The sequence below is a fragment of the Curtobacterium sp. 9128 genome (assembly GCF_007673775.1).
Taxonomy (GTDB): domain Bacteria; phylum Actinomycetota; class Actinomycetes; order Actinomycetales; family Microbacteriaceae; genus Curtobacterium.
In genome coordinates this window covers 31159-55158 of sequence record NZ_VEAF01000005.1, presented here as the reverse complement: position 1 = coordinate 55158, position 24000 = coordinate 31159, and the positions used below count along the sequence as shown (strand labels likewise).

General features: G+C 66.0%; 26 protein-coding genes. 15 read left to right on the top strand and 11 right to left on the bottom strand.

Translation table 11 applies throughout. From position 1 onward, the window contains the following. Positions 1-106: 106 nt before the first annotated feature. Complete coding sequence (locus FS641_RS11715) at positions 107-526, bottom strand: hypothetical protein (protein ID WP_144763984.1); 420 nt, start codon at positions 524-526, stop codon at positions 107-109. A gap of 51 nt (positions 527-577) precedes the next feature. Beyond that, positions 578-1507 (bottom strand): hypothetical protein, encoded by a 930-nt coding sequence (locus tag FS641_RS11710; RefSeq protein ID WP_144763982.1) that lies wholly within the window; start codon positions 1505-1507, stop codon positions 578-580. A 256-nt stretch (positions 1508-1763) separates the two neighbouring features. Here FS641_RS11710 and FS641_RS11705 point away from each other — a divergent pair, with 256 nt between their 5' ends. The 6 genes from FS641_RS11705 (at position 1764) to eno (ending at position 5954) form a co-directional block, all read left to right on the top strand. Beyond that, on the top strand, positions 1764-2354 hold the full coding sequence (locus FS641_RS11705; RefSeq protein WP_228506158.1) for a universal stress protein: 591 nt from the start codon (positions 1764-1766) through the stop codon (positions 2352-2354). Further along, positions 2339-3094, top strand: a complete 756-nt coding sequence (locus FS641_RS11700; protein ID WP_186317723.1) for a 2,3-diphosphoglycerate-dependent phosphoglycerate mutase — start codon at positions 2339-2341, stop codon at positions 3092-3094. The genes FS641_RS11705 and FS641_RS11700 overlap by 16 nt, the downstream gene beginning before the upstream one ends. Then, the gene (locus tag FS641_RS11695) at positions 3091-3594 is read left to right on the top strand and encodes a CrcB family protein (protein WP_228506157.1); all 504 of its coding nucleotides are present in this window, start codon (positions 3091-3093) and stop codon (positions 3592-3594) included. The genes FS641_RS11700 and FS641_RS11695 overlap by 4 nt, the downstream gene beginning before the upstream one ends. Then, complete coding sequence (locus tag FS641_RS11690) at positions 3591-3962, top strand: CrcB family protein (RefSeq protein ID WP_055960823.1); 372 nt, start codon at positions 3591-3593, stop codon at positions 3960-3962. The genes FS641_RS11695 and FS641_RS11690 overlap by 4 nt, the downstream gene beginning before the upstream one ends. A gap of 26 nt (positions 3963-3988) precedes the next feature. Then, the gene (locus FS641_RS11685) at positions 3989-4474 is read left to right on the top strand and encodes an inorganic diphosphatase (protein ID WP_055960822.1); all 486 of its coding nucleotides are present in this window, start codon (positions 3989-3991) and stop codon (positions 4472-4474) included. Between the two features lie 145 nt (positions 4475-4619). Further along, positions 4620-5954, top strand: a complete 1335-nt coding sequence (eno, locus tag FS641_RS11680) for a phosphopyruvate hydratase (RefSeq protein WP_083393829.1) — start codon at positions 4620-4622, stop codon at positions 5952-5954. Here the strand turns inward: eno and FS641_RS11675 are convergent. Further along, complete coding sequence (locus FS641_RS11675; RefSeq protein WP_208385475.1) at positions 5939-6871, bottom strand: LysR family transcriptional regulator; 933 nt, start codon at positions 6869-6871, stop codon at positions 5939-5941. The genes eno and FS641_RS11675 overlap by 16 nt on opposite strands. Before the next feature lie 165 nt (positions 6872-7036). Between FS641_RS11675 and FS641_RS11670 the strand changes: the two genes are divergently transcribed. The 5 genes from FS641_RS11670 to FS641_RS11650 all read left to right on the top strand — a co-directional run bounded on the left by FS641_RS11670 (position 7037) and on the right by FS641_RS11650 (position 11632). Continuing rightward, entirely contained in the window at positions 7037-8101 is a 1065-nt protein-coding gene (locus FS641_RS11670; protein ID WP_260855800.1) for a TDT family transporter, read from the top strand. Further along, positions 8098-8670, top strand: coding sequence for a uracil-DNA glycosylase (locus FS641_RS11665; protein ID WP_144763978.1), 573 nt, complete (start codon positions 8098-8100; stop codon positions 8668-8670). The genes FS641_RS11670 and FS641_RS11665 overlap by 4 nt, the downstream gene beginning before the upstream one ends. 140 nt (positions 8671-8810) lie before the next feature. Next, positions 8811-9413: a recombinase family protein gene (locus tag FS641_RS11660; RefSeq protein ID WP_055960814.1), complete on the top strand. Its 603-nt coding sequence runs from the start codon at positions 8811-8813 to the stop codon at positions 9411-9413. A 6-nt stretch (positions 9414-9419) separates the two neighbouring features. Next, positions 9420-10823, top strand: a complete 1404-nt coding sequence (locus tag FS641_RS11655) for a Mu transposase C-terminal domain-containing protein (protein WP_071301383.1) — start codon at positions 9420-9422, stop codon at positions 10821-10823. After that, positions 10820-11632, top strand: a complete 813-nt coding sequence (locus tag FS641_RS11650; RefSeq protein ID WP_055960810.1) for an AAA family ATPase — start codon at positions 10820-10822, stop codon at positions 11630-11632. Before FS641_RS11655 ends, FS641_RS11650 begins: the two co-directional genes overlap by 4 nt. Positions 11633-12051: 419 nt before the next feature. On the opposite strand, the gene FS641_RS11645 is transcribed toward FS641_RS11650, so the two are convergent. The 7 genes from FS641_RS11645 to FS641_RS11615 form a co-directional block, all read right to left on the bottom strand. Continuing rightward, positions 12052-12816, bottom strand: coding sequence for a hypothetical protein (locus FS641_RS11645; protein ID WP_144763976.1), 765 nt, complete (start codon positions 12814-12816; stop codon positions 12052-12054). Positions 12817-13076: 260 nt separating this feature from the next. Beyond that, positions 13077-13322: a hypothetical protein gene (locus FS641_RS11640; protein ID WP_144763974.1), complete on the bottom strand. Its 246-nt coding sequence runs from the start codon at positions 13320-13322 to the stop codon at positions 13077-13079. Beyond that, positions 13319-14170, bottom strand: a complete 852-nt coding sequence (locus tag FS641_RS11635) for an antitoxin VbhA family protein (RefSeq protein ID WP_144763972.1) — start codon at positions 14168-14170, stop codon at positions 13319-13321. The genes FS641_RS11640 and FS641_RS11635 overlap by 4 nt, the downstream gene beginning before the upstream one ends. Before the next feature lie 52 nt (positions 14171-14222). Beyond that, positions 14223-14498, bottom strand: a complete 276-nt coding sequence (locus FS641_RS11630) for a hypothetical protein (RefSeq protein WP_144763970.1) — start codon at positions 14496-14498, stop codon at positions 14223-14225. Continuing rightward, positions 14498-15475: a hypothetical protein gene (locus tag FS641_RS11625; protein ID WP_144763968.1), complete on the bottom strand. Its 978-nt coding sequence runs from the start codon at positions 15473-15475 to the stop codon at positions 14498-14500. The genes FS641_RS11630 and FS641_RS11625 overlap by 1 nt, the downstream gene beginning before the upstream one ends. A 46-nt stretch (positions 15476-15521) precedes the next feature. After that, the gene (locus FS641_RS11620; RefSeq protein ID WP_144763966.1) at positions 15522-16148 is read right to left on the bottom strand and encodes a hypothetical protein; all 627 of its coding nucleotides are present in this window, start codon (positions 16146-16148) and stop codon (positions 15522-15524) included. Between the two features lie 159 nt (positions 16149-16307). Further along, positions 16308-16901 (bottom strand): hypothetical protein, encoded by a 594-nt coding sequence (locus FS641_RS11615; protein WP_144763964.1) that lies wholly within the window; start codon positions 16899-16901, stop codon positions 16308-16310. Between the two features lie 274 nt (positions 16902-17175). Here FS641_RS11615 and FS641_RS11610 point away from each other — a divergent pair, with 274 nt between their 5' ends. From FS641_RS11610 to FS641_RS11595, 4 genes are all read left to right on the top strand, one after another. Continuing rightward, entirely contained in the window at positions 17176-17679 is a 504-nt protein-coding gene (locus tag FS641_RS11610; RefSeq protein WP_144763962.1) for a hypothetical protein, read from the top strand. 260 nt (positions 17680-17939) lie between these two features. After that, positions 17940-18626, top strand: coding sequence for a hypothetical protein (locus FS641_RS11605; protein ID WP_144763960.1), 687 nt, complete (start codon positions 17940-17942; stop codon positions 18624-18626). 43 nt (positions 18627-18669) lie between these two features. Beyond that, positions 18670-19089: a hypothetical protein gene (locus FS641_RS11600; RefSeq protein ID WP_144763957.1), complete on the top strand. Its 420-nt coding sequence runs from the start codon at positions 18670-18672 to the stop codon at positions 19087-19089. Between the two features lie 229 nt (positions 19090-19318). Next, positions 19319-22066, top strand: a complete 2748-nt coding sequence (locus FS641_RS11595) for an ATP-dependent RecD-like DNA helicase (protein ID WP_144763954.1) — start codon at positions 19319-19321, stop codon at positions 22064-22066. Positions 22067-22085: 19 nt separating this feature from the next. Here the strand turns inward: FS641_RS11595 and FS641_RS11590 are convergent, their stop codons facing one another. After that, positions 22086-23765: a restriction endonuclease gene (locus FS641_RS11590; RefSeq protein ID WP_144763953.1), complete on the bottom strand. Its 1680-nt coding sequence runs from the start codon at positions 23763-23765 to the stop codon at positions 22086-22088. Positions 23766-24000: the final 235 nt, after the last annotated feature.

The window sequence follows — 24000 nt, the reverse complement described above, 5'->3', positions numbered from 1 at the left end:
TCGCGGTCGCGGGAGCGATCGGCTTCGCACTTCATGGGCCCGTCCGGCCTAGACGTGAGTGATCGAAACGAACGCCCATGGCCGATAGCGGCCAGTAGAGGATCGGCTATCGCACGATCCGCAGTGCCCGAAGTTGGTCGATGAGGCCCGCGACATCGGGAGACATCGATTCGAAGATGCGGTAGAGGGTCTCGGATCGGTCGACAGGTCCGACCGCCCAGCACCGCTTCCCGAGGCCGAAGGCAATCCCCGCCTCGATGTGCGCAGCAGCGCCGGCCGGCAGCACCAGCACGAAGTGTTCGGCCGCGCGCAATGCGGCGAGGTCCTGTTCGAAGAGCTTCCGCACCGGCATCGAGTCGAGAGCGGCGTCATCCGCACCGCCCGGGACCGCGAGAACGGTGGCATCCTCGTCGTACTCCGCTCGCACGAAGGAGTACGAGGCAGCATCGGCCCGGTCGAGCGCCTCGACGACGTTGAGTACGGCTGCCCGGTTACGCCAGCTACCCGCGATGAAGAACTCACTCATGGCTCGACGGTAGTGCGCCAACCACGGTCTCAGCGTCCGTGCGAGAATCGTTCATTGGGGTGGATCAACGCTTTTCGGCGGGCCGGCGTCGGAGGCGGCGGTAGGAGTGACCCAGCTTTCCTGCGACCACGTGCCCGACTCGATCATCCCGATTACCGCCTCCAGGTGCGGCACGAGTGTCGATTGCAGGAAGGTCATGGGGATGGTGTGGCGGTCGTACCTCACTGCGGCATGCAGGTCGAAGTGACCTAAGGCATCAACACTCGGTCCTGAGTCGATGACGGCGCCGAAGCTGAATTCAGCGAAGGGCTCGCCGGCGGCGGGTGGAGCACCTACGACATCGTGCAGGAAACGCAAGTAGCCCCCTTCCTCCGTTGGCTGCCCGAGACGCACGTCAAGTTTTTCGAGAGCGAGGCTTTCCCCGGTTGGAACAGCAGTTACTGAGCCGCGATGCTTGTGGTCGTTGTCGAGGCGCGCAAGCAGCAGCAGCCAGTGGACAGCGTCCTCGCCCTGCGGAGGTTCGACCCATGGTTGCACTGTTCGGATTCGGTCCAGGAACTCGTCGGGCACAGACTCGAGGTTCTTTACGGCTTTCGCCCAAGCTCCTTCGGTTCTAGTGATCGGGAAGCCGACCAGGTTCGGCGCCCGGGGCACCGCGCCGTCTAGGTGCGCGAGGTCCCAGGTGACCGCGTCGAGTGCGGCTCTGGCGTTGTGGAGCGCGTCGCCGAGGAGTAGCGCCCACTCATCAGTGGGAACCATTAGGCCAGCTGGCGTCAAGAACTGGATCTCTGTGCGGCTATCAGAGACGCGGATGGGGGCGTTAATCCCGCTCGTCGAGTTCCAGATGTCTACCCGATTGATGAGCTCGTTGAAGAGCCACCACGATCGCTTCAACTTCAGCGTCGCCCACTTGCTCCGGGACACTCGCCGGCCGCCAGTTGATCCTTGCGAGAAACTTAACCGCATCGTCCCCTGTTCCATGGGGTCATGATCGCGCGATCGAGTGTCATTTGCTGTGAGGTCGTCGGTAAGCCGTCTCAGTAGCCGGTCCTTCGCCGGACGTGCGGACGAGACTGCCCGCGCTCCGCCGTCACGTGTCTCAGATGTGTGGGCAGCTTCGCTCCGTGTCGTCGGAATCGCTTCCTTCGGTGTCGGGACGTCGCGGGTGCGCGACACGGCCCGCGTGACTTGGGGTTCGGGTGCATAATGGTGGTGTCTTCGGACCCGGTAGTGGGGCTTGCCGGACCCAACCTCGACAGTTGTCGACAACAGTCCCTATCTCAGCTGGTCGCGCTTCTGCGCGCCTGAGGTAGGGAGTGTCATGACAGCACCAATCGGTTCCGGACCGGTCGTCGTCGGCGTCCTGCCCGGCCTCGCTCCGGGGGTCATCGAGGTTGCGTCGTCTATCGCGCGGCGCTTCGGTACGACGCTGGTGTGCGTCAGCGTGGATGCATCGCTCTTCGATGCCGGTACGCGCTCGGACGGGTCGGTGATGGTGGAACCGATCGACCCTGACACCGCTGACACGACACCGCAGGGCTTGTCGGACAGTGACAAGGCGGCAGTACGTGCTGCCGCAACGACCTACGGCGTCGACGTCACGTTCGTCCCGGGTGTCGGGGATCCGAGCCGGGCACTGTCGCAGGTGGCCGAAGACCGCGACGCGGCGATGCTGGTCGTCGGGGCCAGGACGGGAGCGGGTCGAATCGCGGAGTTCTTCACGGGGTCGGTCGCGGTACGGCTGACCCATCAGCAGCACCGTTCAGTGCTCGTAGTGCCCGTTGATCCGGTCGGGTTCGACGCCCCACTGCCGTGGGACACCCCGTGACCGGCCAGCTTGTTCTGCTCCGCCACGGACAGAGCACTGCGAACGCTGCCGGTACCTTCACCGGCTTGCGAGACGTCGCGCTGACCGAACAGGGCAGCGCCGAAGCGAATCGGACTGGGTTGCTACTTCTGCATGCCGGCATCCGACCGGACCTCGTGCTCACGTCGACGCTCGAGCGGGCGCTCCACACGGCGGAGCTCGTCACCGACGTCCTCGGACGTGATGCGCCGATCGAGTCGACGTGGCGGTTGAACGAGCGGAACTACGGCGCCCTCACCGGCATGTCCAAGCAGAATGCGCAAGCGGCGTTGGGGGCGGAGCAGTTCTTCGCTGTTCGTCGGACCCGCACGGGACGGCCACCACGCATGTCGATCCGCGCGTGGCTGGCGCTCCGGCGGACGCCGGCGCTTCGTGGACTGCCGTGGGCGGCACTTCGTCGAACCGAAACACTCTCCGACGTCATCCGCCGGGTCCAACCCGTCCTGTCGCACAGCATCACCCCGGCACTCCGCGACGGGCAGACAGTGCTCGTCGTCGCGCACGGCAACTCACTGCGGGCACTGTGTGCCTGCATGGACGGCCTAACTGACGGTGAGCTCGCGGACCTGAACCTCCCCACGGGCGAACCCCTGATCTACCGGTTCGACGGCGACGGTGGGTTCTGTCCGCGGGGTGGGGAGTACCTGCATCCGGCAGCACGAGCAGCAGCGGCAGCGGTCGCTGCGGAAGGTGGAACATGACCTCCCGAACGGACACGCACCTGCCCGATGGGCAGCTCCCGCCCGACCCAGACATCGACGCCAACGACCCGGAACGTATCGACCGGCCAGTGCATCTGCGGTGGCGGTACCTCGGTGTCGTCGCACTCGGCGGCGCCATCGGTACCGCCGCACGCGACGGACTCAGCACCGCGTTCCCCGCTCAGCAGGAGGTGTCCTGGGCGATCTTCTGGATCAACATCGCCGGCGCGCTCCTACTGGGTGTGCTGCTGGAACACCTCGCGCATCGCGGACCTGACGAGGGTCGCCGCCGGACACTGCGCCTGCTTCTGGGAACCGGTGTCCTCGGCGGGTTCACCACCTACAGCACCCTCGCGACCAGCACCGCGGTGTTGTTCCTCGCTGGCCGCGGGTTGGCCGGCACCGGGTACGCGCTCCTGACGGTCCTCGCCGGCGCGATCGCCACCGGTAGCGGCCTCGCGATCGCGGGTTTGGTCCGACCGAACGGGGCCACATCATGAGCGCCCTGGCCTTCCTCAGCGTCGCGGTCGCTGGCGGTGTCGGCGCGGCCGCACGGTTCTTCGTGGATGGTGCGATCAACCGGGGTCGGCAGTTCCGGCTCCCGGTCGGGACGCTGACGATCAACATCACCGGCTCGTTCCTGCTGGGCTTGATCACCGGCGCCGCCGGTCACCTCGGCGCCACCCCCGTCGCGGTGCTCGGAACAGGGCTCATGGGTGGCTACACCACGTTCAGCACCGCCAGCTTCGAGACCGTCCGCCTCGCACGCACTGGCCGCACCACCGCGGCTGCCGTGAACGGGCTCGGGATGCTCGTCGTCTCCGTCGCCGCAGCCGCCGGGGGCGTCACCCTCGGCACCCTCACTTGACCATCCGACTGGGAGACGAACAGCTCATGCACTTCGACATCACGATCGAGATCCCCCGCGGCAGCGGCAACAAGTACGAGGTCGACCACGCCACCGGACGGATCCGCCTGGACCGGGCGGTGTTCACCAGCATGGTGTTCCCGCAGGACTACGGCTCGATCGACGACACTCTCGGCGATGACGGCGACCCCCTCGACGCGCTCGTGCTGCTGCCCCGGCCCACGTTCCCCGGCGTCGTCATCGACGTCCGCCCGGTCGGGATGCTCCGCATGGTCGACGAGAACGGCGGCGATGACAAGATCCTCACCGTCCCCGCCGGAGACGTCCGCTTCGACCACGTCCAGGACATCTCCGACGTCGCCGAGCCGGTCCTGGCGGAGATCGAGCACTTCTTCGCCCACTACAAGGAGATCGAGCACGGCAAGCACGTCACCACCAACGGGTGGGCGAACCGTGTCGACGCCGAAGCCATCATCCGCGCCGCACAGGAACGGTTCACCCCGCACCCCTGACCGGCACCCGCGCACCCGACACCATCCAGTGCGCGCCCTGAACCGCCGTGGGGAGGCAACTGGCGCCCAGTGATCGCCAGGAGGTCGTCCCTCCGCCTCCCCGCGGCCCACACCCGCACGACCAACCCGAAAGGCGACAACCGCCGTGAACGACTACATCAGCAACGTCCACCACACCACCCACCATCAGGGCGAGTACGTGACCCACACCAGCCGCCCCGTCACCATCAGCAGCCTGCACGGCTCCCGGATCCTCGACTCCCGCGGCTACCCGACGATCCAGGTGCGTCTCGAGCTCGAGGACGGCACCGTCGTCACCGGTGACGCCCCCGCAGGCGCATCCACTGGCGCGCATGAGGCTGTCGAGCTTCGCGACGGCGGCAGCAGCTACGGCGGCCGCGACGTGAGCCAGGCACTGCACCTCATCACGACGGACGTCGCACCGATGATCACCGGCCAGTCGTGGACCTCGATCGGGCAGGCCGACGCCGCCCTCGCTGCCCTCGACGGCACCCCGAACCACCGCCGGCTCGGCGCGAACAGTGTCGTCGCGACCTCGATCGCGATGGCACGCGCTCTCGCCGCCGCAGCGGAGCTGCCGCTCTGGCGTTGGATCGCAGACGTCACCGGCAGCACGCCCCGCCTGCCCGTCCCGCACTTCAACGTGCTCAACGGCGGAGCGCACGCAGCGAACGCGCTCGACTTCCAGGAGTTCATGATCGCCCCGGTGAACGCCGAGACCATGACCGACGCGGTTCGGATCGGATCGGACGTCTACCACGCGCTGGCGGCACTGGTCCGGGAACGGTTCGGCAGTCTCGGTCTCGGGGACGAAGGCGGCTTCGCCCCGTCGATCGCCGCGCCCGAGGAGGCCCTCGACCTCCTCGTCGCCGCGATCAGTGCCGCCGGTTACGAGCCCGGCGTGGACACCGTCGCGATCGCACTCGACCCGGCGGCGAACGAGTTCGCGCTCGGTGACGGTAGCTACCGGGTCGTGGACCGCCGGCTCGACCGCGCAGGCATGGTCGACTACTACCGCGACCTCATCAGCCGGTATCCGATCCGGAGCATCGAAGACGGCTTCTCCGAAGATGACCACGGCGGCTGGAAGGCGATGTCGTTCGCGCTCGGCGACATGCTCCAGATCGTCGGCGATGATCTCTACGTCACCGATCCGCAGCGCATCCGCGACGGTGGGAAGGACGGGCTCTCGAACGCGGCGCTCATCAAGCCGAACCAGATCGGCACCGTCTCCCAGACCCTCGACGCGATCGGCGTCGCACGCTCGCTCGGGATGCGGAGCATGGTGTCGCACCGGTCCGGCGAGACCACCGACACGTTCATCGCGGACCTCGTCGTCGGCACCGGAACCGGACAGATCAAGTCCGGCGCACCCGCCCGCGGAGAACGCGTCGCCAAGTACAACCGGCTCACCGAGATCGCGGAGAACAATCCGGAGCTGCCCTACGGGCTGCGCTGACCCCGACCGGTCACCTCGTGGGCGACGCGCAGGAAAGCAGAACCAGCTGGCTGAGGCTCTCCCGACCAGATCGCCCGCAACGGCCGGGCAAGTGGCGGCCCAGCGAGCGGGACCCGCACCAGCGACCCGTCGTTGATGTCGGCGGCGACCGTGCGAAGGCTCATCACCGCCGGTGCAATTCCAGCCTGCGCGTTCGCCCGGATGATGCTCGTGGTCTCCAGCACCGCGGCCGGAACCGACATGCTCAAACCGGCCTCCCTGAGCCATGCGGCGAGGGTCGCGCGAGTTCCGGAACCTTCTTCCCGCAGGAGCAGAGCCGTCGCCGCCAGGACCTCCGCAGTGATCCCGGTCGACCGAGCCCAGGGATGTTCCGGCGCAACGACGACCGCGAGCTCATCGTCCGCGATCACCTGCGCGGACACACCTGCCGCCGTCACCGGGGTCTCCGTGAACCCGAGGTTCGCGCCACCCGACTGCACGAGGTCCGTCACCGCGGCGGAGTTGCCCGCGATCAGGCGCACCCGCACGTCGGGTTCGCGGCGGCGGAATTCGAGCAGCCAGCCCGGCAGCAGCAGCTCCGCGATCGTCTGTGACGCTGCGACGACGAGCGAACCCGTGGGAGTCCGCAGCGCAGCCACTCCTGCTTCGAGGTGGCGAGACGCGTCGAGGACCGGTCCGGCCAGCCCGACGACGAGCCTGCCGGTCTCGGTCAGCACCGACCCCGTGGTCGAGCGGTGCACCAACAAGTGACCGACCATGCGCTCGGCGACCCGGATCCGAGCAGACACTGCCTGTTGCGTGACGCCGAGCGCTCCAGCGGCAGCGGAGAGGGAGCCGGTCTCGGCGACGCGTGCGAGCACGTCGAGTGTGTCGAGGTCGAGGGTTCGGTCCGTGAGTCGCCGTAGTGCCACAATCATTGATTGTGCCCTGCCAAGAGGTTCCGGGTACCGCCAGAGGCAGGATTCGCGCAGGCTTGGCCCATGACAACGCTCCGCACGGACCCTGCACCCGCGAACGGTAGCCAGCTGCCCCAACGGCCGCAGACGGCGTTGTTCCGTGACCTGGAGCGGCCAGGCCTGATCGTGTCGAATCTCACACCGAACTGGTTCGCGTCGATCATGGGCACGGGGATCGTCGCTGTCGCAGCTGCGTCACTGCCGCTGCAGTTCCCCGGGCTGCGCCTCGCGGCGACGGTCGTGTGGGCGATCGCCGCGGTGCTCCTCGTCGCCCTCACGACCGCGACGGTGCTGCACTGGATCCGCTACCGGAGCACTGCAGCCGGGCACCAGCTCAACCCGGTGATCTCGCACTTCTACGGCGCACCACCGATGGCGTTCCTCACCGTCGGCGCCGGGACACTCCTGCTCGGCAAGGACTGGGTCGGCCTGCCCGCCGCCGTCACCATCGACTGGGTCCTGTGGACCATCGGCACCATCGGAGGACTGCTCACGGCAGTGCTCGTGCCGTACCTGGCGTTCACCCGCCACGAGAACAAGCCCGACTCCGCGTTCGGCGGCTGGCTGATGCCGATCGTCCCGCCGATGGTGTCCGCCTCCACCGGTGCGCTCCTGCTGCCGTACGCCCCCGCCGGGCAGGCGCGGGAGACGCTGCTGTGGTCCTGCTACGGCTTCTTCGGCCTCAGCCTCATCACGTCGCTGGTCGTGATCACGCTGATCTGGAACCGTCTCGCGCAGCACAAGGTCGGGGCCGCCGGCATGGTCCCGACTCTGTGGATCGTCCTCGGGCCGGTCGGACAGTCGATCACCGCGGTGAACCTCCTCGCATCGAACGCCCCCACCGTTGTCGATGCGAGTACCGCGCATGCCCTGCTGGTCGTGGCGCTGGTGTACGGGTTCGCGATGCTCGGCTTCGCGCTGCTGTGGACCGTCATCGCCCTCGCGATCACCATCCGCACTGCCCGCGAACACTTGCCGTTCGGCCTGACTTGGTGGTCCTTCACGTTCCCCGTCGGGACCTGCGTCACCGGCCTGAACGGGCTCGCCCTGCACTCAGGCCTGACCGTCGTTGCCGTCCTCGCCGTCATCTACTACGCCGGCCTCGTCGCCGCATGGATCACCGTTGCCCTTCGCACCTTTCACGGATCCGTCATCCGTGGCACCCTGCTGGCACCGCCACAGCCGGCATGAGTACCCCCGAGGAACTCGCTGACGTTCGATCGCTGAACGGTCTCGCGGAGACGTGGCGGACCGCGCCCGACGGCAGCCGACGGTTCGTCCCGAGCTTCGACCCACGATCCGGCGGCAGATTCAGCCGTGTCCTGGTCCTGATGCAGTCGCCTGGCCCCCAGACCATCGCCGCAGCGCACGCAGCGATCTGCAGCGAGGACAACCCGGGCCCGACCGCGGCCGCGTTCCGAGCAGCCCGTATCGAGTCCGGACTCGCACGCGGCGAGTACGTCCGCTGGAACCTTGTCCCATGGGAACTGCCCGACCGCGTGCGACTCGAGGACATCGACGAGGGGCGGCATGCCCTCGCCACACTGCTCGCGGCCCTCCCCGCTCTCACTGCGATCGTCACGTACGGGGCCGTTGCCCTCGACGGCGTCATGCGACACTTCACCCTGGACGAGCACCCCCGACTCCTTCCGGTCATCGCAGGACCACATCCGTCTCCCGCCAACGGCCGCCACCGATCGGAACAACACCTCCGTTCCGTGCAAGCACTCCGGCTCGCCGCGCGAGCGCGGCAGACGTAACAAATACGAACGATTCCGCTACAACTATCCGTACCGGCGCTCAGTCCGGGTGCGAGGCGCCGTGTCTTGTAGCGGAACCCAGTCCCAGAATCTACGTGCCGCCACTACCCCTCCTGGTCGAGTTTCGCTACGTTCTCTTCATGGGTCACCTTCTCGGGTATGCGCGCGTGTCCACCACAGACCAGGACGCGTCGCTGCAGATCGACGCGCTCAACGCCGCTGGCTGCTACCGCGTGTTCGTCGACACCATGTCCGGGTCGCTCCAACACCGGCCCGAGCTCGACAAGCTCCTCGACCAGCTCCGCCCCGGCGACACTCTCGTCGTCTGGCGACTCGACCGGCTCGGCCGGTCCATCCGGCACCTCATCGATCAGCTGCACGCTCTCGCCGAGCGCGGCATCGGGTTCCGGTCCCTGCAGGAGACCATCGACACCACCTCGCCCGGCGGCCGGCTCGTGTTCCACGTCTTCGCCGCATTGGCGGAGTTCGAACGGGACCTCATCAAGGAACGCACCAACGCCGGCCTCGCCGCCGCTCGAGCCCGCGGCCGCACCGGCGGCCGACCATCTCGGCTCTCCGCGGACCAGGTGCGCACCGCACGCCGGCTCTACGAACAGCAGGACATGACCGTCGCGCAGATCGGCGACGTGCTCGGCGTTAGCCGCACCACCATCTACCGTGCACTCGCGAAGCACGCCGAGCCCGTCGCGGCGCGACGAACCAAGCCTTCCCCAACGATGTAGCTGGCTATGGACGCGAGCGAGCGGTGGGGCATCCTTCGACTGCACGTCGAGGACGCCATCCCGCTCGCCACCCTGGCCCGCACCACGGGCGTCGCTGAGCGCACCCTGCAACGCTGGTTGGCCCGCTACCGAACCGGCGGATACCCGGCTCTCGCCGACGGCACCCGCACCGATCACGGCGCCCGACGGACGGCACCGGAACTGGTGCGCCTGATTGAGGGGCTCGCACTCACCAAGCCACGACCTTCGATCGCCACGATTCACCGCCAGGTCGACAATTACTGCACCAAACGAGGTCTCTCAGCGCCGTCGTACTCCGTTGTGCGGTCGATCGTGAACGGGCTTGATCCCGGGATGGTGACGCTCGCGCTTGAGGGGCCCGCGTCATATCGGGACAAGCACGAACTGCTGCTCCGACGTCGTGCGGATCGCCCCAACGCGATCTGGCAGGCGGACCACACGATGCTCGATCTGCTCATCGTCGGACCCGACGGCAAGCCCGAACGGCCGTGGTTGACGGTGATCCTCGACGACTACTCCCGCGCGGTCTGCGGGTACATGGTGTTCCTCGGCGCCCCATCCGCCGCGAACACCGCGCTCGCGCTCCGGCAAGCGATCTGGCACAAGCCGGAACCGGACTGGCCTGTCTGCGGGATCCCAGACGTGCTCTACACAGACCACGGGTCCGACTTCACCAGCCACCGAATCGGCGACACCGCCGCCGTGCTGCACCTCCGCATCATCCACTCGCAGGTCGCTCGCCCCCAGGGCCGCGGGAAGATCGAGCGGTTCTTCGGCACCATCAACACCGAGCTGCTCCCAACGCTCCCCGGCCACCTCGCACCCGGATCCTCGGCGCCGGCGCCGACGCCGGCGCTGGATCTCGCCGGTGTCGACAGTGCCATCAACACGTTCATCCGCCGCTACAACGCCCGCATCCACCGCGAGCTCCGGAAGAGCCCACTGGAAGCGTGGATCGCAGACGGGTGGCTGCCACGAATGCCGGACTCCCTCGAGCAGCTCGACGGGTTCCTGCTCACCGTCCCGACCACGCGTGTCGTGCAACGAGACGGCATCCACTTCGAAGGGCTCCGCTACACCGCAACCACTCTCGCACCCTTCGTGGGCAGCACCGTCAGCGTCCGGTACGACCCCCGCGACGTCACCGAGATCCGTGTCTTTCACCGCGACGCGTTCCTGTGCACCGCGATCAGTACCGCGCATCAGACCGAGACCATCAGTCTCAAGCAGATCCAGGCCGCCCGGAACGCGCAACGAAGAGCCCTGCGCGGGCAGATCCGCGAACGCATCGCGATCGTCCGCCCCACACCCGATGATCACACCCCACCAGCACCCGCACCGGCACCGGATCAACCGCGACTGATGACCTACGAGGAGGACCGGTCATGACGAGCCAGTTCATCATCACGAAGGAACACCGTCGGTTCGCGGAGTTCGCCGACGCCGTCCGGAAGCAGAACACCATCGGCGTCTGCTTCGGCCCCGCTGGCGTCGGCAAGACCCTCTCCGCACGCCGCTACGCCCACTGGGACAGCATCGGCCCGTTCATCGCCAGATGGGCCGCACGCAGCGAAGACGACACGAAGATCTACGCCGCCGCCCACCGAGCCCGCACCGTCTTCTACACGCCCGAGGTCTCCGCCACGATGCGCGCCCTGCAGGACGACCTCCGGCACGACATGCTCCGCACCGAACGCTGCATCGAGGAACACCTCCTGCTCCAGGGTCGCCACTTCGACCACGCACACGGCCCCAACCCGTCCCTGCTCGAGCTGATCATCATCGACGAGTCCGAACGCCTCACCGGCAACGCGATCGAGTGGCTCCGCGACCAGTACGACCGCACCGGCATAGCGATGATCCTCATCGGCATGCCCGGCATCGAGAAGCAGTTCAGCCACTACCCGCAGCTCTACAGCCGCCTCGGTTTCGCCCACCAGTACCGTCCGCTCGGCCACGACGAGCTGCTCTTCGTCCTCGAACGTCAATGGCGCAAGCTCGGCAAGACGCTCGACCCCGACGACTTCACCGACGCGCAAGCCATCGCCGCCGTCGAACGCATCACCCGCGGCAACTTCCGGCTCCTTGAGCGCCTCCTCCCTCAGATCCAACGCGTCCTGAAGATCAACGAGCTCGACGTCATCACCAACGACGTCGTCGAGGCCGCCCGCAGCACCCTCGTCATCGGCACCACCTGACCCGACACCGATCGCAGCGAAAACGACGACACAGAGCGAGGCTGCTCACACAGATGACTAGTCTGGTCCTGTTCTCGATGAGGGCCCCGTATTTGAACGTCGGTGCGGGCTCGTACTGTCGCCGTCATGGGTCGTCGTCGTTCGGATCGTTGGGTGCCCGGCTCGCCGTTCTCGCTTGAGGAGGATGCTCGCGGCGTAGAGGTGCGCGAGCTTCCCGAGCCGTTGCCTGTCCACGCGTGGTTCCAGTTGCCCGACCGGCTGATTCGTCGAAGTGACGCCCGGGCGTACCGCCTCACCCGAGACGCAGTTTGGGTGGAAGCAGGTTGCGGTGAGACCAAGCTGGCTGCGTGGGTTTGGCGCAGTTCGGTGAAGCACCGACGGCAGGTCAAAGCCTCACGGAACTGACCAATTGATCACCGTCAGTTGGGCAAGTTGTGGCGGAGGTCGTAGCCGGTGTCGGCGAGGAACTGCAGCCGGTCTCGCACTTCTTGCAGCGATGCCGCATCGTCGTCGTTCCGGAAGTCGGCGCGGAGGAGCGTGTTGGCGGTGATGATGTCGTCGGTCCGGTCCGTGTAGCCAGCGGCTGCTGCGGTGAGGAAGACCGTGGGGTCCGCGGGCCGGATGAGTTCGGTGCCGGCAAAGCCGATCGTGTCGGGTTCGAACCCGAGCGCGACCATGTCGACCTCCTCCTCGGTGAACGCGACGACTCGGTACGGCATCTCGCGCTTGCTAATGGCGGGGTAGCCGGGCCGGTCGGAGATGGCACGGCCGGAGATGCGGCAGCCAGCGCTGATGAGCCGTTCCGCCTGCTCGATCAGTGGAACGTCGGACGTCCACCTGGTCCTGACCGCTCCGGGTCCGGGGTAGCAGGCGATGGCGAAGTCCACGAGACCGCCGATGTACCGTGACTCCCACCCGATGTCAGTGCGGTGCACGCGTTTCCCGAGCCGTGCCAGCGCGTCATCGACCTGGCCAGGGGTGAGCCCAGCCCGCACCAGCCCGTCGAAAGTGGCACCGTTGACCGCGAGCATCCGCGCGACGGCGAACGTGAAGTAGATCGGTGCCGCGTCCTTCCAACGTTCCTTCGTGCCGAGGGCCTGCTTGCCGTCGATCCAGACGCGGCGCCGGTCGACGTCGACCAGCAGCACCGTCGCCGTCTGTTCCGCGAGCGCGATCTGCGTCACCGTTACGGTGCGCGGTGCCAAAAGGAGCAGGTCAACGTCCGTTTCCTCGCCGCGAGGCCGCTGCGTCAACGTTGGGAAGCGTGCGCGGCGGCCGTCGGGGAGGCGGATCGTGTCGTGCGACTCCACGACCGCGCGAAGCCCAGCGAGTTTCAGGACGGCGAGCGCGTTGGTGAGGTCGGTGGTGTCGCCAAGTCCGTACGGCATCGTGATCTGCGGCCGGCCGGCGTACGCAGCGGCGACCCATTCGAGTGGGGGGCCCATCAGCTGCGCTCGTCTGCGGTGTCGGGTCGGGTGAGGGCAATGAGCCGGCGGGTTTCTTCGAGGAACGGTTCCCACCCGGTGCGGGTGTCGCCGTGGGCTGGTTCGCAAATGTTGCCGGTGTCAGTGCTGCGGATGAGGACCTGCCGCAGCTCGGTGCTGGGTGGGTCGCGGAAGAACACGTGCCCGTGCGCGCCGGTGACGTCGTAGGCGACGTTGAGGAGGAACAGGTCGGGGCGGCAGGTCATTGCCGCCACCGTCGTCCGCGGAACAGGGCGATGATCGTCGTCAGCGGCCGGCCTTCCCGCATCCAGTCCAACGGGGTCAGGACCCGGTCGTCGACGGTGAGGAACTCCAGGGGTGTGGTCATGAACTCCGTCATCGCTGCTGCGTCGAGGAGCGGCTGCGGTGCTGCCGCGTAGAGGACGTCCAGGCCCGGCAGCAGCGACGACGGGTCGCCGAACTCGGGGAGGGCGGGCTTCACGAGTTGCCAGTCGGGGATGCGTTCTTCACCGTCGAGGTCGAAGCTCGTCAGCCGGTTCGCTTCGAACAGCTCACCGACCTCGTCGATGCTGACCTGCAGGGCCGCGGCGACCTCTGGCTCGGTGAGGGTCGTGTCGAGGAGGTTCCGGCGGATGCGGGCTTGCGTGGTCTGCCACCAGTCCTCGGGAACGTCCGCCGGACCGACCGCGCTGTGTCCGGGTGCGCGGGGTATCTGCCGGCCTTCGTCGGCATACGCGGACAGCTGTTCGCGGGTGACTTCACCGCGGGCGTACATCCACAGCTGCGACTGCCACGGCATGTCGTCCGGGAACCCTTCCAGATACCCGGAGTGGATGACCGCTCGGACGGCTTTCTCGCGCTTCGCGATCTCGGAGGCGGGGATGAGGAGGGTCTGCACGATCCGGTTCGCTTCCCGCACCGCCGGCACGGTCAGGTCCGACAGGACCGTGTTGGTCCTGTCGTAGAGCTCGTACCCGGGTTCGACGTCGATGGGGCGAACGAGGATCTGCGCCAGGTGCGCGTCCGGGTTCTCGGTGTCCTCGAGGAGCACGTGCCCCCAGAGGATCCGGTCGTTCGACAGGTGCATGGACACCAGACGCATCATCAGCAACTACCTCCAAAGGGCCAAACGAGAGCAGGGCGGGTCAGGGCTGCGGGAAGTCGGCGGAGGTGCGGCCGATGCGGTCGGGCGTGTATCGGAGGAGGAACCGCATGATGCGGTCCGCTTCGACCAACGCCGGCACCGTCGGGTCCTGAATGTCCGGGTCGACGTTGGTTAGGTGGAACCAGGGCGGCCCGTCGGCGTGGTCGATGAGGACCACTGCGGGGTTGTCGTCGGGATCGTTCGGCTTGGTGAACATGACGGAGCCGAAGAACCGGGTGTCGTCGTACGCCAGCGTCAGTGAAAGCAGCTGCAGCATCAGCTCACCCCGCCCTCACCGCTGCCGTTGGGGTGCCAGCGGAGGTCGTGGGCGAGGTCGGATCGGAAGTGCAGCAGCTGCCGCAACCCGTTCACCGCATCCGTGTTCGCGGCAACCCAGCTGTCGGCGTAGAGGACATGCGCGGTGATTAAGTCGTCCGTGCAGCATCCCTCAGCGCCGGTGAGGACGGTGGTGTCCTGTGGGATGACGACCGACACCGTCGCCTCGTTCACGGTGGCGGGCTCGTAGCCGAGCGCCTGCATGTCTGGATGCTCGGCGAAGAACGCGGTCAACCGGTCCGGTGCGACGAGGACGCCGGACTGCTGCGCCGCCCATCGGTCCGACATCACTCCACCCAGCGCAATCAGCTGGTCGGCTTGCTCGTCGATGGTGGTGTCGCGGCGCCAGCAGGTCCTTATTCCACCGACACCGGGATAGGCCGCCACGGCCCAGTCGCACAGGGCAGCCCGGTCGGCTGCTTCCCACCCGATCGGAGTGTGGAACACATGCGTCCCGAGAGCTGGCATCGCGGCGCGCACCTCGTCGAGTGAGATGCCGACGCGGTCCGCGATCGACTGTGAACCGCCGCCGTGGAGGGCGATAGTGCGGGCGATGGCGAACACGGTCCGCCACCCCGGTGTCGCGTCACGCTCCATCGACGACCCGTGCACCTGCTTGCCGTTCGCCCAGACGCGTTGCCGTTTCCCGTTCACGAACACCAGGTCCGGGTACCGGCGGGCGAGGGAGAGGACGCCGCCTTCTGATCCGCCGGGCAGGACGATGAGGTCCTCGGTCCGTTCGGCCGGGGTGCCGTCGTCGTTGATCGTCGCGGTCGGGTTCGGGGTCGACAGGAAGCCGGACCGGCCGTCATCGAACCGGAGCCGGTCGAACGCCTCCACACGAGCGGGCATCCCCGCAGCCTCGAGCGCGACCAGCGTCTGCGTGATGTCGATCGTCCACCCGAGCCCGAACGGCAACGACAGAATCGTCTGGTGATGCCGGATGTCCTGCACCCACTGACGGTCACCCATCAGCGCCGCCCCGGCTCGGCCTCGACGGCGGTCGCGCATCACGGTCAGCGAGCCGCGGGTCGTCTTCAGACAGTCGCTCGAGCCCGAGCCCGGACGCGTCCAGGATGGCGTTCTCGGACTCCTCGGTGGCAACGAACGACCCGATCTGCGCGTTGACCGCGACAAGCGTCCCGATCCGACTCCGCGCATCCAACACCACCGCAGCGACCTCATCAGCAGTGCAGTCAGAGGTCAGTTCTGGCTTCGATGGGTGCAGGGCAGGGAACTCGAGCTGCTGCACCGGCGGATGCCACTTCACCCCGGCGCGCAGCACACGGCCGTCCTCGTCGTTGCGGTAGAACATCGACCCGAACGGGTGCCCCATGTCGAGCGTGAGCTCCGCCCCGTAGAGGGTCCAACCGCTGGCCGCGTACGCGGCATCCCAGCGCTGAACGGTGAGAGCGCCGAGACCCATCTTCAGGCCCGGGATCAGGGACTGGTCGTCCTGCAATTCGGCGTAGAGGGCCTGCAGGTTCGGGGGACTCTGGTCGCGCAGGTCCGCTAGCGGAATGCGGGCCATGCCGCTGATGGCGGCGAGTTGCCGCGCACGGCGGCTCGGGTCATTGTCGGCGTTCGGCATACGGCTCCTTCTCGCTCGCCCACTCCGCATTCAGCAAGGGCAGCCGCTTCGCTGCCGGCAGCATCAGCGTTGGAGTTGGGGTGGACGATTTCGACGGTAGGGACGAAGCAACCGTGAGAGCCAGGGGTTCGAGCCGCTCGAGGCCAGGAACAGGAAAAGTCAGACAGCGTGCAAAGACGCTGCTGCCTCGCGCTCCAGACGCTTCTTCTCGTTCCGTCGCTCGGTCGCGGCGCGCTTCTTGTCGAGGGCGAGGCGGCGGGGGTCACCGAACTGGCCGGCGTTGTCGACTTGGCGGAGGGACTCTGCTCGCGCCCTGGCCCCGCACCTCCCACACTGCTCGCCAGCGAGGTGGTTCTTCGGCATGACGCTGAAGGCCCCGTGCTCGAAGCAGCGGATGCGGATGCTGGTCCGCTGGTCGACGAAGTCGACGTTCCGGTAGTCATACCGGGACCCGTGAACCTCGCGCGCTCGGTCGAGGAAGAGTTGCAAGCGGCGCGCGGCCGGTCCGCGACGCGTGGAGCAGTCGTGGCAGCCCTGCCCAGGAATCACTCGGCCCTGCACCGTTTTCGCCTTGTGGTCCTGCGGCGCCATCCGGAAGACACCGTGCTCCGGGCAGATGATCCGCACTCGTGTCTTGACGTTGACGAACTCGTCGGGCAGCAGCGAGTAGTCGTAGCGGCCGCCGTGCTCAGCGTCCGCAGCGGCGATGAACGCGTCGCAGCGGGCCAGACGGGTGGCAGTGATGTGGTCCAAGAGGAACTCCTTGCGATGACGGAGCCGCCTCTATGCCGCCGCCGACCGACAGACGGGCTCGAAAGGCCGTCAGCCGCGCTCACGGTTGCGGGGACCGGCCGCGGCTCGACTCTCACTCGACCGCAGAACACGAGAAGCCCTGATCAGCGCACCGGTGGAGTGCTGTGGATCAGGGATCCCAGATCCGTGATCACAGCTCGCCGTCGGCAGCCTGCACAGAGGGGGAGCGCACCACGAACCGGTGCCGACCACCTCCGCACGAAAGGGCCACACCATGGCTTCCCACCAGAACCGCAACCGACACGAGCGTCGCCGCGAGATGCAGATCGTCCTCGACTGGCTCGACCTCAACGGCCGCGGCATCGACAAGCTCTACGACCACCTCCTCGCCGGCCCGAACGGCACGCGGCAGTTCCGGGCCCACTACCGCGTCGAACCGTTCCTGGACGAACCGGACGTGTTCGCGTTCCAGATCGCCACCATCCGCAAGCTCCGCACCGACGCTGACTTTCAGCGCTGCGCCGAGCAGCACTTTCTCCTGCAGTACGACCGCGACGAAGCCGAAGCCGCAGCGCAGGCCGGGTTTAACGACGTCGCTGAGCTCCGCCGACAGCACTGGGGCGACGACCCGAACATTGTCGAGGCGGGACGGCGGCTGCTTTCGCTCCTGCGCGCCGGGGTCGCCACCCTCCAGCAGTACCGGGCCGCCGAGGACCAGTGGGGCAGCACCTGGACGGACCTCGCCACCTTTCGCGCACACGCCTCCGCAGACGCCTGAACGCGCGACTCCCAGCTGGCCCGGACGAGCCGGCATAGAGCCCTCGAAGCCAGCCGCACGGCAGACGAGCACCAAACCGCAGCGCTGTCACGACGAGACCACACCCCTGAACCGGTCCTCGGACAGTACAAGGGACGGTGCTCGTCCGCCAGGCACAACAGCTTCACTCCCAGCCGGTCAGAAGCGCACGGCATAGAGACACCAAGCCCAACGGAATGGGCGAGCACAGGCGCCAGCCACGAACCAGAAGGAGAAAGACCATGGCCGTCATCACCGACTGCACCAACCGCCGAGCGCACCGCCACACCCTGCGCGAGCTCCGGCCCCTCGACGCTCACGCCGACCGCGTCCCGCGGAACCTGATCGACAAGTACATCGAGCTCCACGAGCAGCCCGACGCCCGGAAGCAGCATCAAGCAGCGATGATGAGCACCCTCAACCTCCGCGACCTCGGAACCTTCCTGCTGACGTACCGCCCGATGCCGACCCCACCGCCGAAGAACACGTCCAACATCGAGCCGATCCTCGACATGTACAACGCCCGCGCCAAGGCAGCTGCAGCGACGCTCCTCGCCGACGAACACATCGCAGCCCACCAGCTCGGCATCACTCTCGACGCGCTCCGCAGCCAGCACTGGCACACCACGAACAGTCCGAGAGACCACACGGAAAAGCGGGGGGCTCTCGCACTGCTCCGCGCCGGCCTCCTGGGGCACGAAGCGCTGCACCACGCCCTTAGCATCTGCGGCGTCCACGGCTGGGACGACCTCACGACCTTCCGTGAGCCCGATGCTCCGCGCCGCACCAGCCGACGCCGTGACCGGAACGCCGCAACTTTCTATCAGCGCCTCCCGAAAAGCGGTGAAGAAGACGCGAACCCGACCATCCGGCCCCGCGGTTCGATCCCTCTAAACCACACGAAGCGCTCCGCCAACGCCACCCGCTGACACCGCAAGCCCACCACGAACACGCCGAACCAAAAGGACCATCATGAAGAACGACATCGCAGCGACCGCAGAGCACACGAACCTCAAGGACATCCCTTCGGTCCTCGAAACGCACGGAACCGCGTCCACGGCCAGTGCCGAGCGCCCCGCGTGGAACACGGAGCCCGGAGTGTGGGAAGTCACCTTCGCCACGACGACCTCGGCTGACCGCACCGCCGACCAGCCAACGCTAAGCGCCAGCGGGGCGACGGCAAGCATCCAGCGAGACGGCCGCCTCTACGCTCCCGCAACGCACCGCCGCCCCGCCACGGCGTTCGACGCCACCCACGTCACGCTGGCCGACCAGGTCAACCCGCGCCGGCACCACTTCAAGCAGTCCCACAACGAGAACCCCCTGAGCCCCGGCGCGAACCACCGAGTCATCCGGTGCCCGCTCCGTAACAACCTGCCGCGGGCGCTCTAGACCGAACACGACGAAGCCCTCCCCAAGCGGGAGGGCTTCGTCGTGTCTTGGATTTCAGCGGCTCCAGAGCATTCGCAAGCGGGAGCCCTTTCCCGCCAGATGCCCTGTCTCATGTCGAGGCGATGTCGTGCCGACTCTCCCTGCGATGGGCGCCGTTAGGCTGCTAGCTGAGGATAGGTCCGGTCTGGCCGGGCTTGAAACGGCGCTTGCTTGACGCGGAGGTCACTCGATGCCAACGATTGAACGACAGGTGCGTGCCGCCAGTGATGGTATTGAAAGCAACATCTCATTGATCAGCTCCGATCGTGGGTTCCTGTCGAAGAACGTGCTGCAGTACCTCCGCGACCTCATCGAGGCGTTGATCGTTTGGGCGCACACCGGCGATCCCGTACAACCCTTCACGTACCAGACGCAGTTTGAGCCGGCTCGCGATTTCGCGAAGGCGCAAGCGAAGTACCGGCCACTGACACGGTTTCACGCGATGCTGCAGGTCAGCGTGTCGCACTTCACGCTCGACGAGGACCCGTCCGAGCGCCTGATGCTGAAGTACTACGAGTTCTTGCTCCGTACGCGCCAGGTCGCCAAGGACAGCCTCGGCATCGAGATCCTACGAAACCTCGAGAGCTTCCCTCTCGACCTTGATCCGCTGCTGCGCGAGTACCACGAGAAGATCGCGGCCCGGATTGAGGAGCCAAGTCTCAACCCGCCGGGCGACCCACGTCGCGATCGGTACTACGTCATCAGCTCCCGACCGTTCTACGCGAACGGACGGATCTACTATGAGGTCACCTTCGCTCTAGCGCACAACAGGACGAGCAAATTCGACCGAATCATCGGCTTCACCAGCATCGAGGTGTCGGACTCGTATGCCGCGAACATGGAACTGCAGAGCAGTTCCATCGACGTCTTCGGGCAGCCGATGCCCATCGTCCTCATCCGGTCGTGGGAGGTGTCGATTCGCCCCTGCGAGTTCAACAACTTCGCTCGCATCTTCGGCCAGAAGGCAAAAGTGAGTGCCGGGCAGCTCGAGTATCGCAACCTGATGCTGTACCTTTCGACGACGAAGTTCAGTCTGCTCGACCTCATCGACATGCCCGACGCGGAGTTCATGCGCATTCGGACGGAGGCTACGGAAGGCATCAAGCGAACCGACGAGATCTTCACCATGCTCCAGAGCTCGCGCGACGTCATCCGCCGGGATTTGCCCGGCTCGCGGATTTTGCGCTACCTGCTGCTCACCATGAACAACAACGTGGTGCGGGCACAGTACCGGCATAGTCGCAGTGGGTGGTTGTCCAACCTCTTCCTCACCCCAGTGTCACGGCCGTTCGATCAAATGCCATTCTGCTCGTATCCGTGCGCGCACACGCCCCGCTTCCACGATGTGGCGACGGCGGTCGACAGTGCAGGACGCGAGCACGAGTTCCTGGCACGCCGCGTCATGAACAACGTCGAGCAGCACGGAGTCATCTACACACCCGAGGCCGAACTTGAGGACTTGGGCGACCTGGACCAACTCGTCGCGACTCACAACGCACTTCTGCCGCCGACGGACACGCACAAGCCGCGCATCATGGCTCACGACAAGGGACACGTCTTCATCACCGGGTACGAAAACGACTCGGTCACGATCATCAACAAGCTCCAGGCCATTGCCGCAAGCGGGCTCAGCAACCACGAGACGGACGCGAAGGCCTGGCTCGACGCCAACCCATCCGAAATCGATGACGATTTGAAAGCCGGTGCCCTCGCCCGGCTGTTCGCTGAATCCAAGGTCGCCCTCATCTATGGCGCCGCCGGCACCGGCAAGACTCGAATGGTCGAGCACATCGCCTCGTACTTTGACGGGGCTCGCCAACTCTTCCTCGCCAAGACGAACACCGCCGTCGACAATCTGCGGAGCCGAATCGCGACCAGCGACGCCTACTTCAGTACCATCGATAGCCACCTCGGGTCGGGGTCGACAGGCGCGCAGCACTACGACCTGCTTGTGATCGACGAGTGCAGCACCGTCGGCAACAAGGACCTGCTCAAGGTGCTCGACCGGACCTCGTTCGACCTTCTGGTGTTAATCGGGGACGTCTATCAAATCGAATCCATCGAGTTCGGCAACTGGTTCCGCACCATCCGCTCCTACATCACGCCGGGCTCGGTGTTCGAGCTGACCGAGCCATACCGCACGAAGGACAACGCGCTCCTGACGCTCTGGAACCGTGTCCGCGCCCTCGATGACAAGATCGAGGAGTCCATCTCCGGAAGCGGCTACGCTGGCCCACTCGACGCGTCTCTCTTCAGTCGTGCTGACCCGGACGAGATCGTGCTGTGCCTGAACTACGACGGCCTCTACGGCATCAACAACGTCAATCGCTTCATGCAGACGAGCAACCCGGCGCCCGCCGTGGTGTGGGGCGACTCGACCTTCAAAGTCGGCGACCCGGTGCTCTTCAACGAGACGGACCGCTTCCGTCCGGTGCTCTTCAACAACATGAAGGGCACGATCACCAAGATCGACCGCACACCGGGCCGGATCACCTTCGACGTCGACATCAAGCGCGCCGTCACGCAGGCTGACCTGTGGGGAACCGACCTGCGATGGGTGTCGGACAGCGTTGTCCAGTTCGATGTTTTCGAGCGCGCGAACACCGACGACGATGATGACTCCGCGACGACCGTGCTACCGCTCCAGATCGCGTACGCGGTCTCGATCCATCGCGCGCAGGGATTGGAGTTCTCCAGCGTCAAGGTCGTTATCACCGACGCCAACGAGAAGCGCATCTCGCACAGCACCTTCTACACAGCCATCACGCGCGCCCGTAAGTATCTCAAGATTTACTGGACCCCCGAGACGCAAAAGCGAATCCTCAGCCGCCTGAGCGTTGATGATAACACGAAGGACGAGATGCTGCTGCGTGCGAGGCGGGGTGTGGCACCTATCACTAAAAGGCCGCCGATGCGAAACTCGCGACAAGCGCCATGACGTGCACTCGTCGCAACATCTACTTTGGTAAGGAGAAGCGCACTTTCTGGTCCGGAATTTTGAAGTGATGCAAGAAACCGCCGTCGGTTTCTCGCTCATCTATGATCGTAGCATCTTCGATGGTCAGAACCGCCGTGCCGAAGCTTACCTTTTGTCCGCCGACCGTGACCTCGAGGGGCATTTCGATGAATAACGGGCTGGGAACCGTTTCGAGTCGAATTGAAAGCTCGACTCCCAAAGCATGTCCGTCGGGATAGGTTGCCGTAACCTCATTCCCTTCGAGAATGGATGCGACACGCTGCCATTCAGCGACTTGTGCGGCTGTGGTCTGAGTGAGATCTGGAACTCGGACGATTTGGCCGGTGTGTTGTTGTAGACGTGCGAGTGCATCGACCGGATGCGTAACTCCTTCGAGTATGCTACGAACCTCGTCGCCGAACCGAAAGTTCCAGTTGGGGTCCGGATGAGCGCTGCTCGGAGGAGCGCCTTTTCGCCGTACGAGGACAGTGTTCTCACTGGTCGCTGCAGCTAGTACTGCTAGTGCATGACGCACGTCCGTCGCGGGCTCATTCGAGTAGTCGCCGAAGCGGAATTGGCGCTTACCGCCTCCCGTCGTGGTGTACCGATCTTCAACGGTGAATACGTTGTTCTTTTGTTTGAGGACTACGCGGAGCCCCTTCCGTCCTTCGCTTCGCTCAGTCCGAACAAGTTCGGTCTCGGCGATGGCTTCTCCTCCTGCGGTGCGGACAGAAAGGATCAGATTCGGGTCGGCACCAAGGTCATCGTCACTAACGCTGACACGCACTGCCGCGTCCACGAGGGGCCCGCCGAGGCCGCCGGGAGCGTCAATGCTTCCCGTGAAGGAGCCGGTCGGAGACGCGAACGGCGCGCCGTAGTCGACGAAGTCTTGGAGTGAGGCTGCGAGATCGGAGCCGCTTTCTGCCTTCACAGTCCCCGTCACAACGATGGGGCGCTCGCTGATCGAAACCGCGCAGCGGGCGATGACGTCAACTGCTTGCCACTTTTTCCTCGTACCGTCGGACTGAATCCAGGTCATTACCAAATTCGGACGGTCCACCGTGCTCACCGGCTCTCCCTGTCCGAACCGGAACTCGTACCGGTAATGCGGGTCGCTATCGAGCACGTTGAGGGCTTTAGACAGCCGAGCGGAGACGGAGGGGGCATCCGGCGCCGCCGTGGCCTCTGCAGGGGCGAGCAGCGCCACGACAGATTCGTAGGCGGCCTCAATGCGACCACGGCCGCCCTCTAGATAGTAGTCAATCACCTCCGGATACTTGGCGGCCAGCCCCTCGATGTAGCTCAGCCCGTTCCAGACGACTGCTCGTCCGCTCGGGTCCAAGCTCTGGAGCCAAGCCTCAGCCTCAGGTGTGGGGTCCCACGGCGTCACGAGGTGCCACTCTTGAACGTCGAGCTCGGCCCATCGCGGGTCCGTGTTGAGCCGGGTCCAAGATTCTTCGACATTGTCGCGCTGGCTGGCCGACAGTGGCTGCGTGTAGCGCTTGACCTGGTAGACGACGTCGCCCCCATTCTCGGACGCGCCTCGTTCCAGAATGTCAATTCCGCCATCTCCTCTCGATGGCGTGATTCGAACAGAATTCGGACGCTCACGATTAATGAGCATCGCGACGACAGCTTCGACGTCATTGCCCTCGTATCGCTCCCAGGCGAGGCGTGTCATAAGGGTCTGCTCCTATCAGCTTTTCTTACTCCGGCTATTCGAGCGAGGAGTTACAATAGCGAACCCTGAACCTAATGGTCGAGTATCACCGATCTTAGCCTCGGATGCTGTGTCGCTATGAGGGAAGCCGGCGGTAGGTCCAAGGCCATCTTGAGGGAGCCGCTGGACCGTGTGGCTTGGATCAGAAGCCGCGCTGCGACAGCACCGTGGGTCTCGCCGCGCTGTCGAGACTTCG

Coding starts and splice junctions, on each gene's coding strand:
- FS641_RS11590 (WP_144763953.1), bottom strand. CDS start 23,765: ATGACACGCCTCGCCTGGGAGCGATACGAGGGCAATGACGTCGAAGCT.
- FS641_RS11710 (WP_144763982.1), bottom strand. CDS start 1,507: ATGGAACAGGGGACGATGCGGTTAAGTTTCTCGCAAGGATCAACTGGC.
- FS641_RS11685 (WP_055960822.1), top strand. CDS start 3,989: ATGCACTTCGACATCACGATCGAGATCCCCCGCGGCAGCGGCAACAAG.
- FS641_RS11605 (WP_144763960.1), top strand. CDS start 17,940: ATGGCCGTCATCACCGACTGCACCAACCGCCGAGCGCACCGCCACACC.
- FS641_RS11715 (WP_144763984.1), bottom strand. CDS start 526: ATGAGTGAGTTCTTCATCGCGGGTAGCTGGCGTAACCGGGCAGCCGTA.
- FS641_RS11650 (WP_055960810.1), top strand. CDS start 10,820: ATGACGAGCCAGTTCATCATCACGAAGGAACACCGTCGGTTCGCGGAG.
- FS641_RS11695 (WP_228506157.1), top strand. CDS start 3,091: ATGACCTCCCGAACGGACACGCACCTGCCCGATGGGCAGCTCCCGCCC.
- FS641_RS11600 (WP_144763957.1), top strand. CDS start 18,670: ATGAAGAACGACATCGCAGCGACCGCAGAGCACACGAACCTCAAGGAC.
- FS641_RS11690 (WP_055960823.1), top strand. CDS start 3,591: ATGAGCGCCCTGGCCTTCCTCAGCGTCGCGGTCGCTGGCGGTGTCGGC.
- FS641_RS11595 (WP_144763954.1), top strand. CDS start 19,319: ATGCCAACGATTGAACGACAGGTGCGTGCCGCCAGTGATGGTATTGAA.
- FS641_RS11640 (WP_144763974.1), bottom strand. CDS start 13,322: ATGACCTGCCGCCCCGACCTGTTCCTCCTCAACGTCGCCTACGACGTC.
- FS641_RS11620 (WP_144763966.1), bottom strand. CDS start 16,148: ATGCCGAACGCCGACAATGACCCGAGCCGCCGTGCGCGGCAACTCGCC.
- FS641_RS11665 (WP_144763978.1), top strand. CDS start 8,098: ATGAGTACCCCCGAGGAACTCGCTGACGTTCGATCGCTGAACGGTCTC.
- FS641_RS11655 (WP_071301383.1), top strand. CDS start 9,420: ATGGACGCGAGCGAGCGGTGGGGCATCCTTCGACTGCACGTCGAGGAC.
- FS641_RS11610 (WP_144763962.1), top strand. CDS start 17,176: ATGGCTTCCCACCAGAACCGCAACCGACACGAGCGTCGCCGCGAGATG.
- FS641_RS11675 (WP_208385475.1), bottom strand. CDS start 6,871: ATGATTGTGGCACTACGGCGACTCACGGACCGAACCCTCGACCTCGAC.
- FS641_RS11660 (WP_055960814.1), top strand. CDS start 8,811: ATGGGTCACCTTCTCGGGTATGCGCGCGTGTCCACCACAGACCAGGAC.
- FS641_RS11630 (WP_144763970.1), bottom strand. CDS start 14,498: ATGCTGCAGCTGCTTTCACTGACGCTGGCGTACGACGACACCCGGTTC.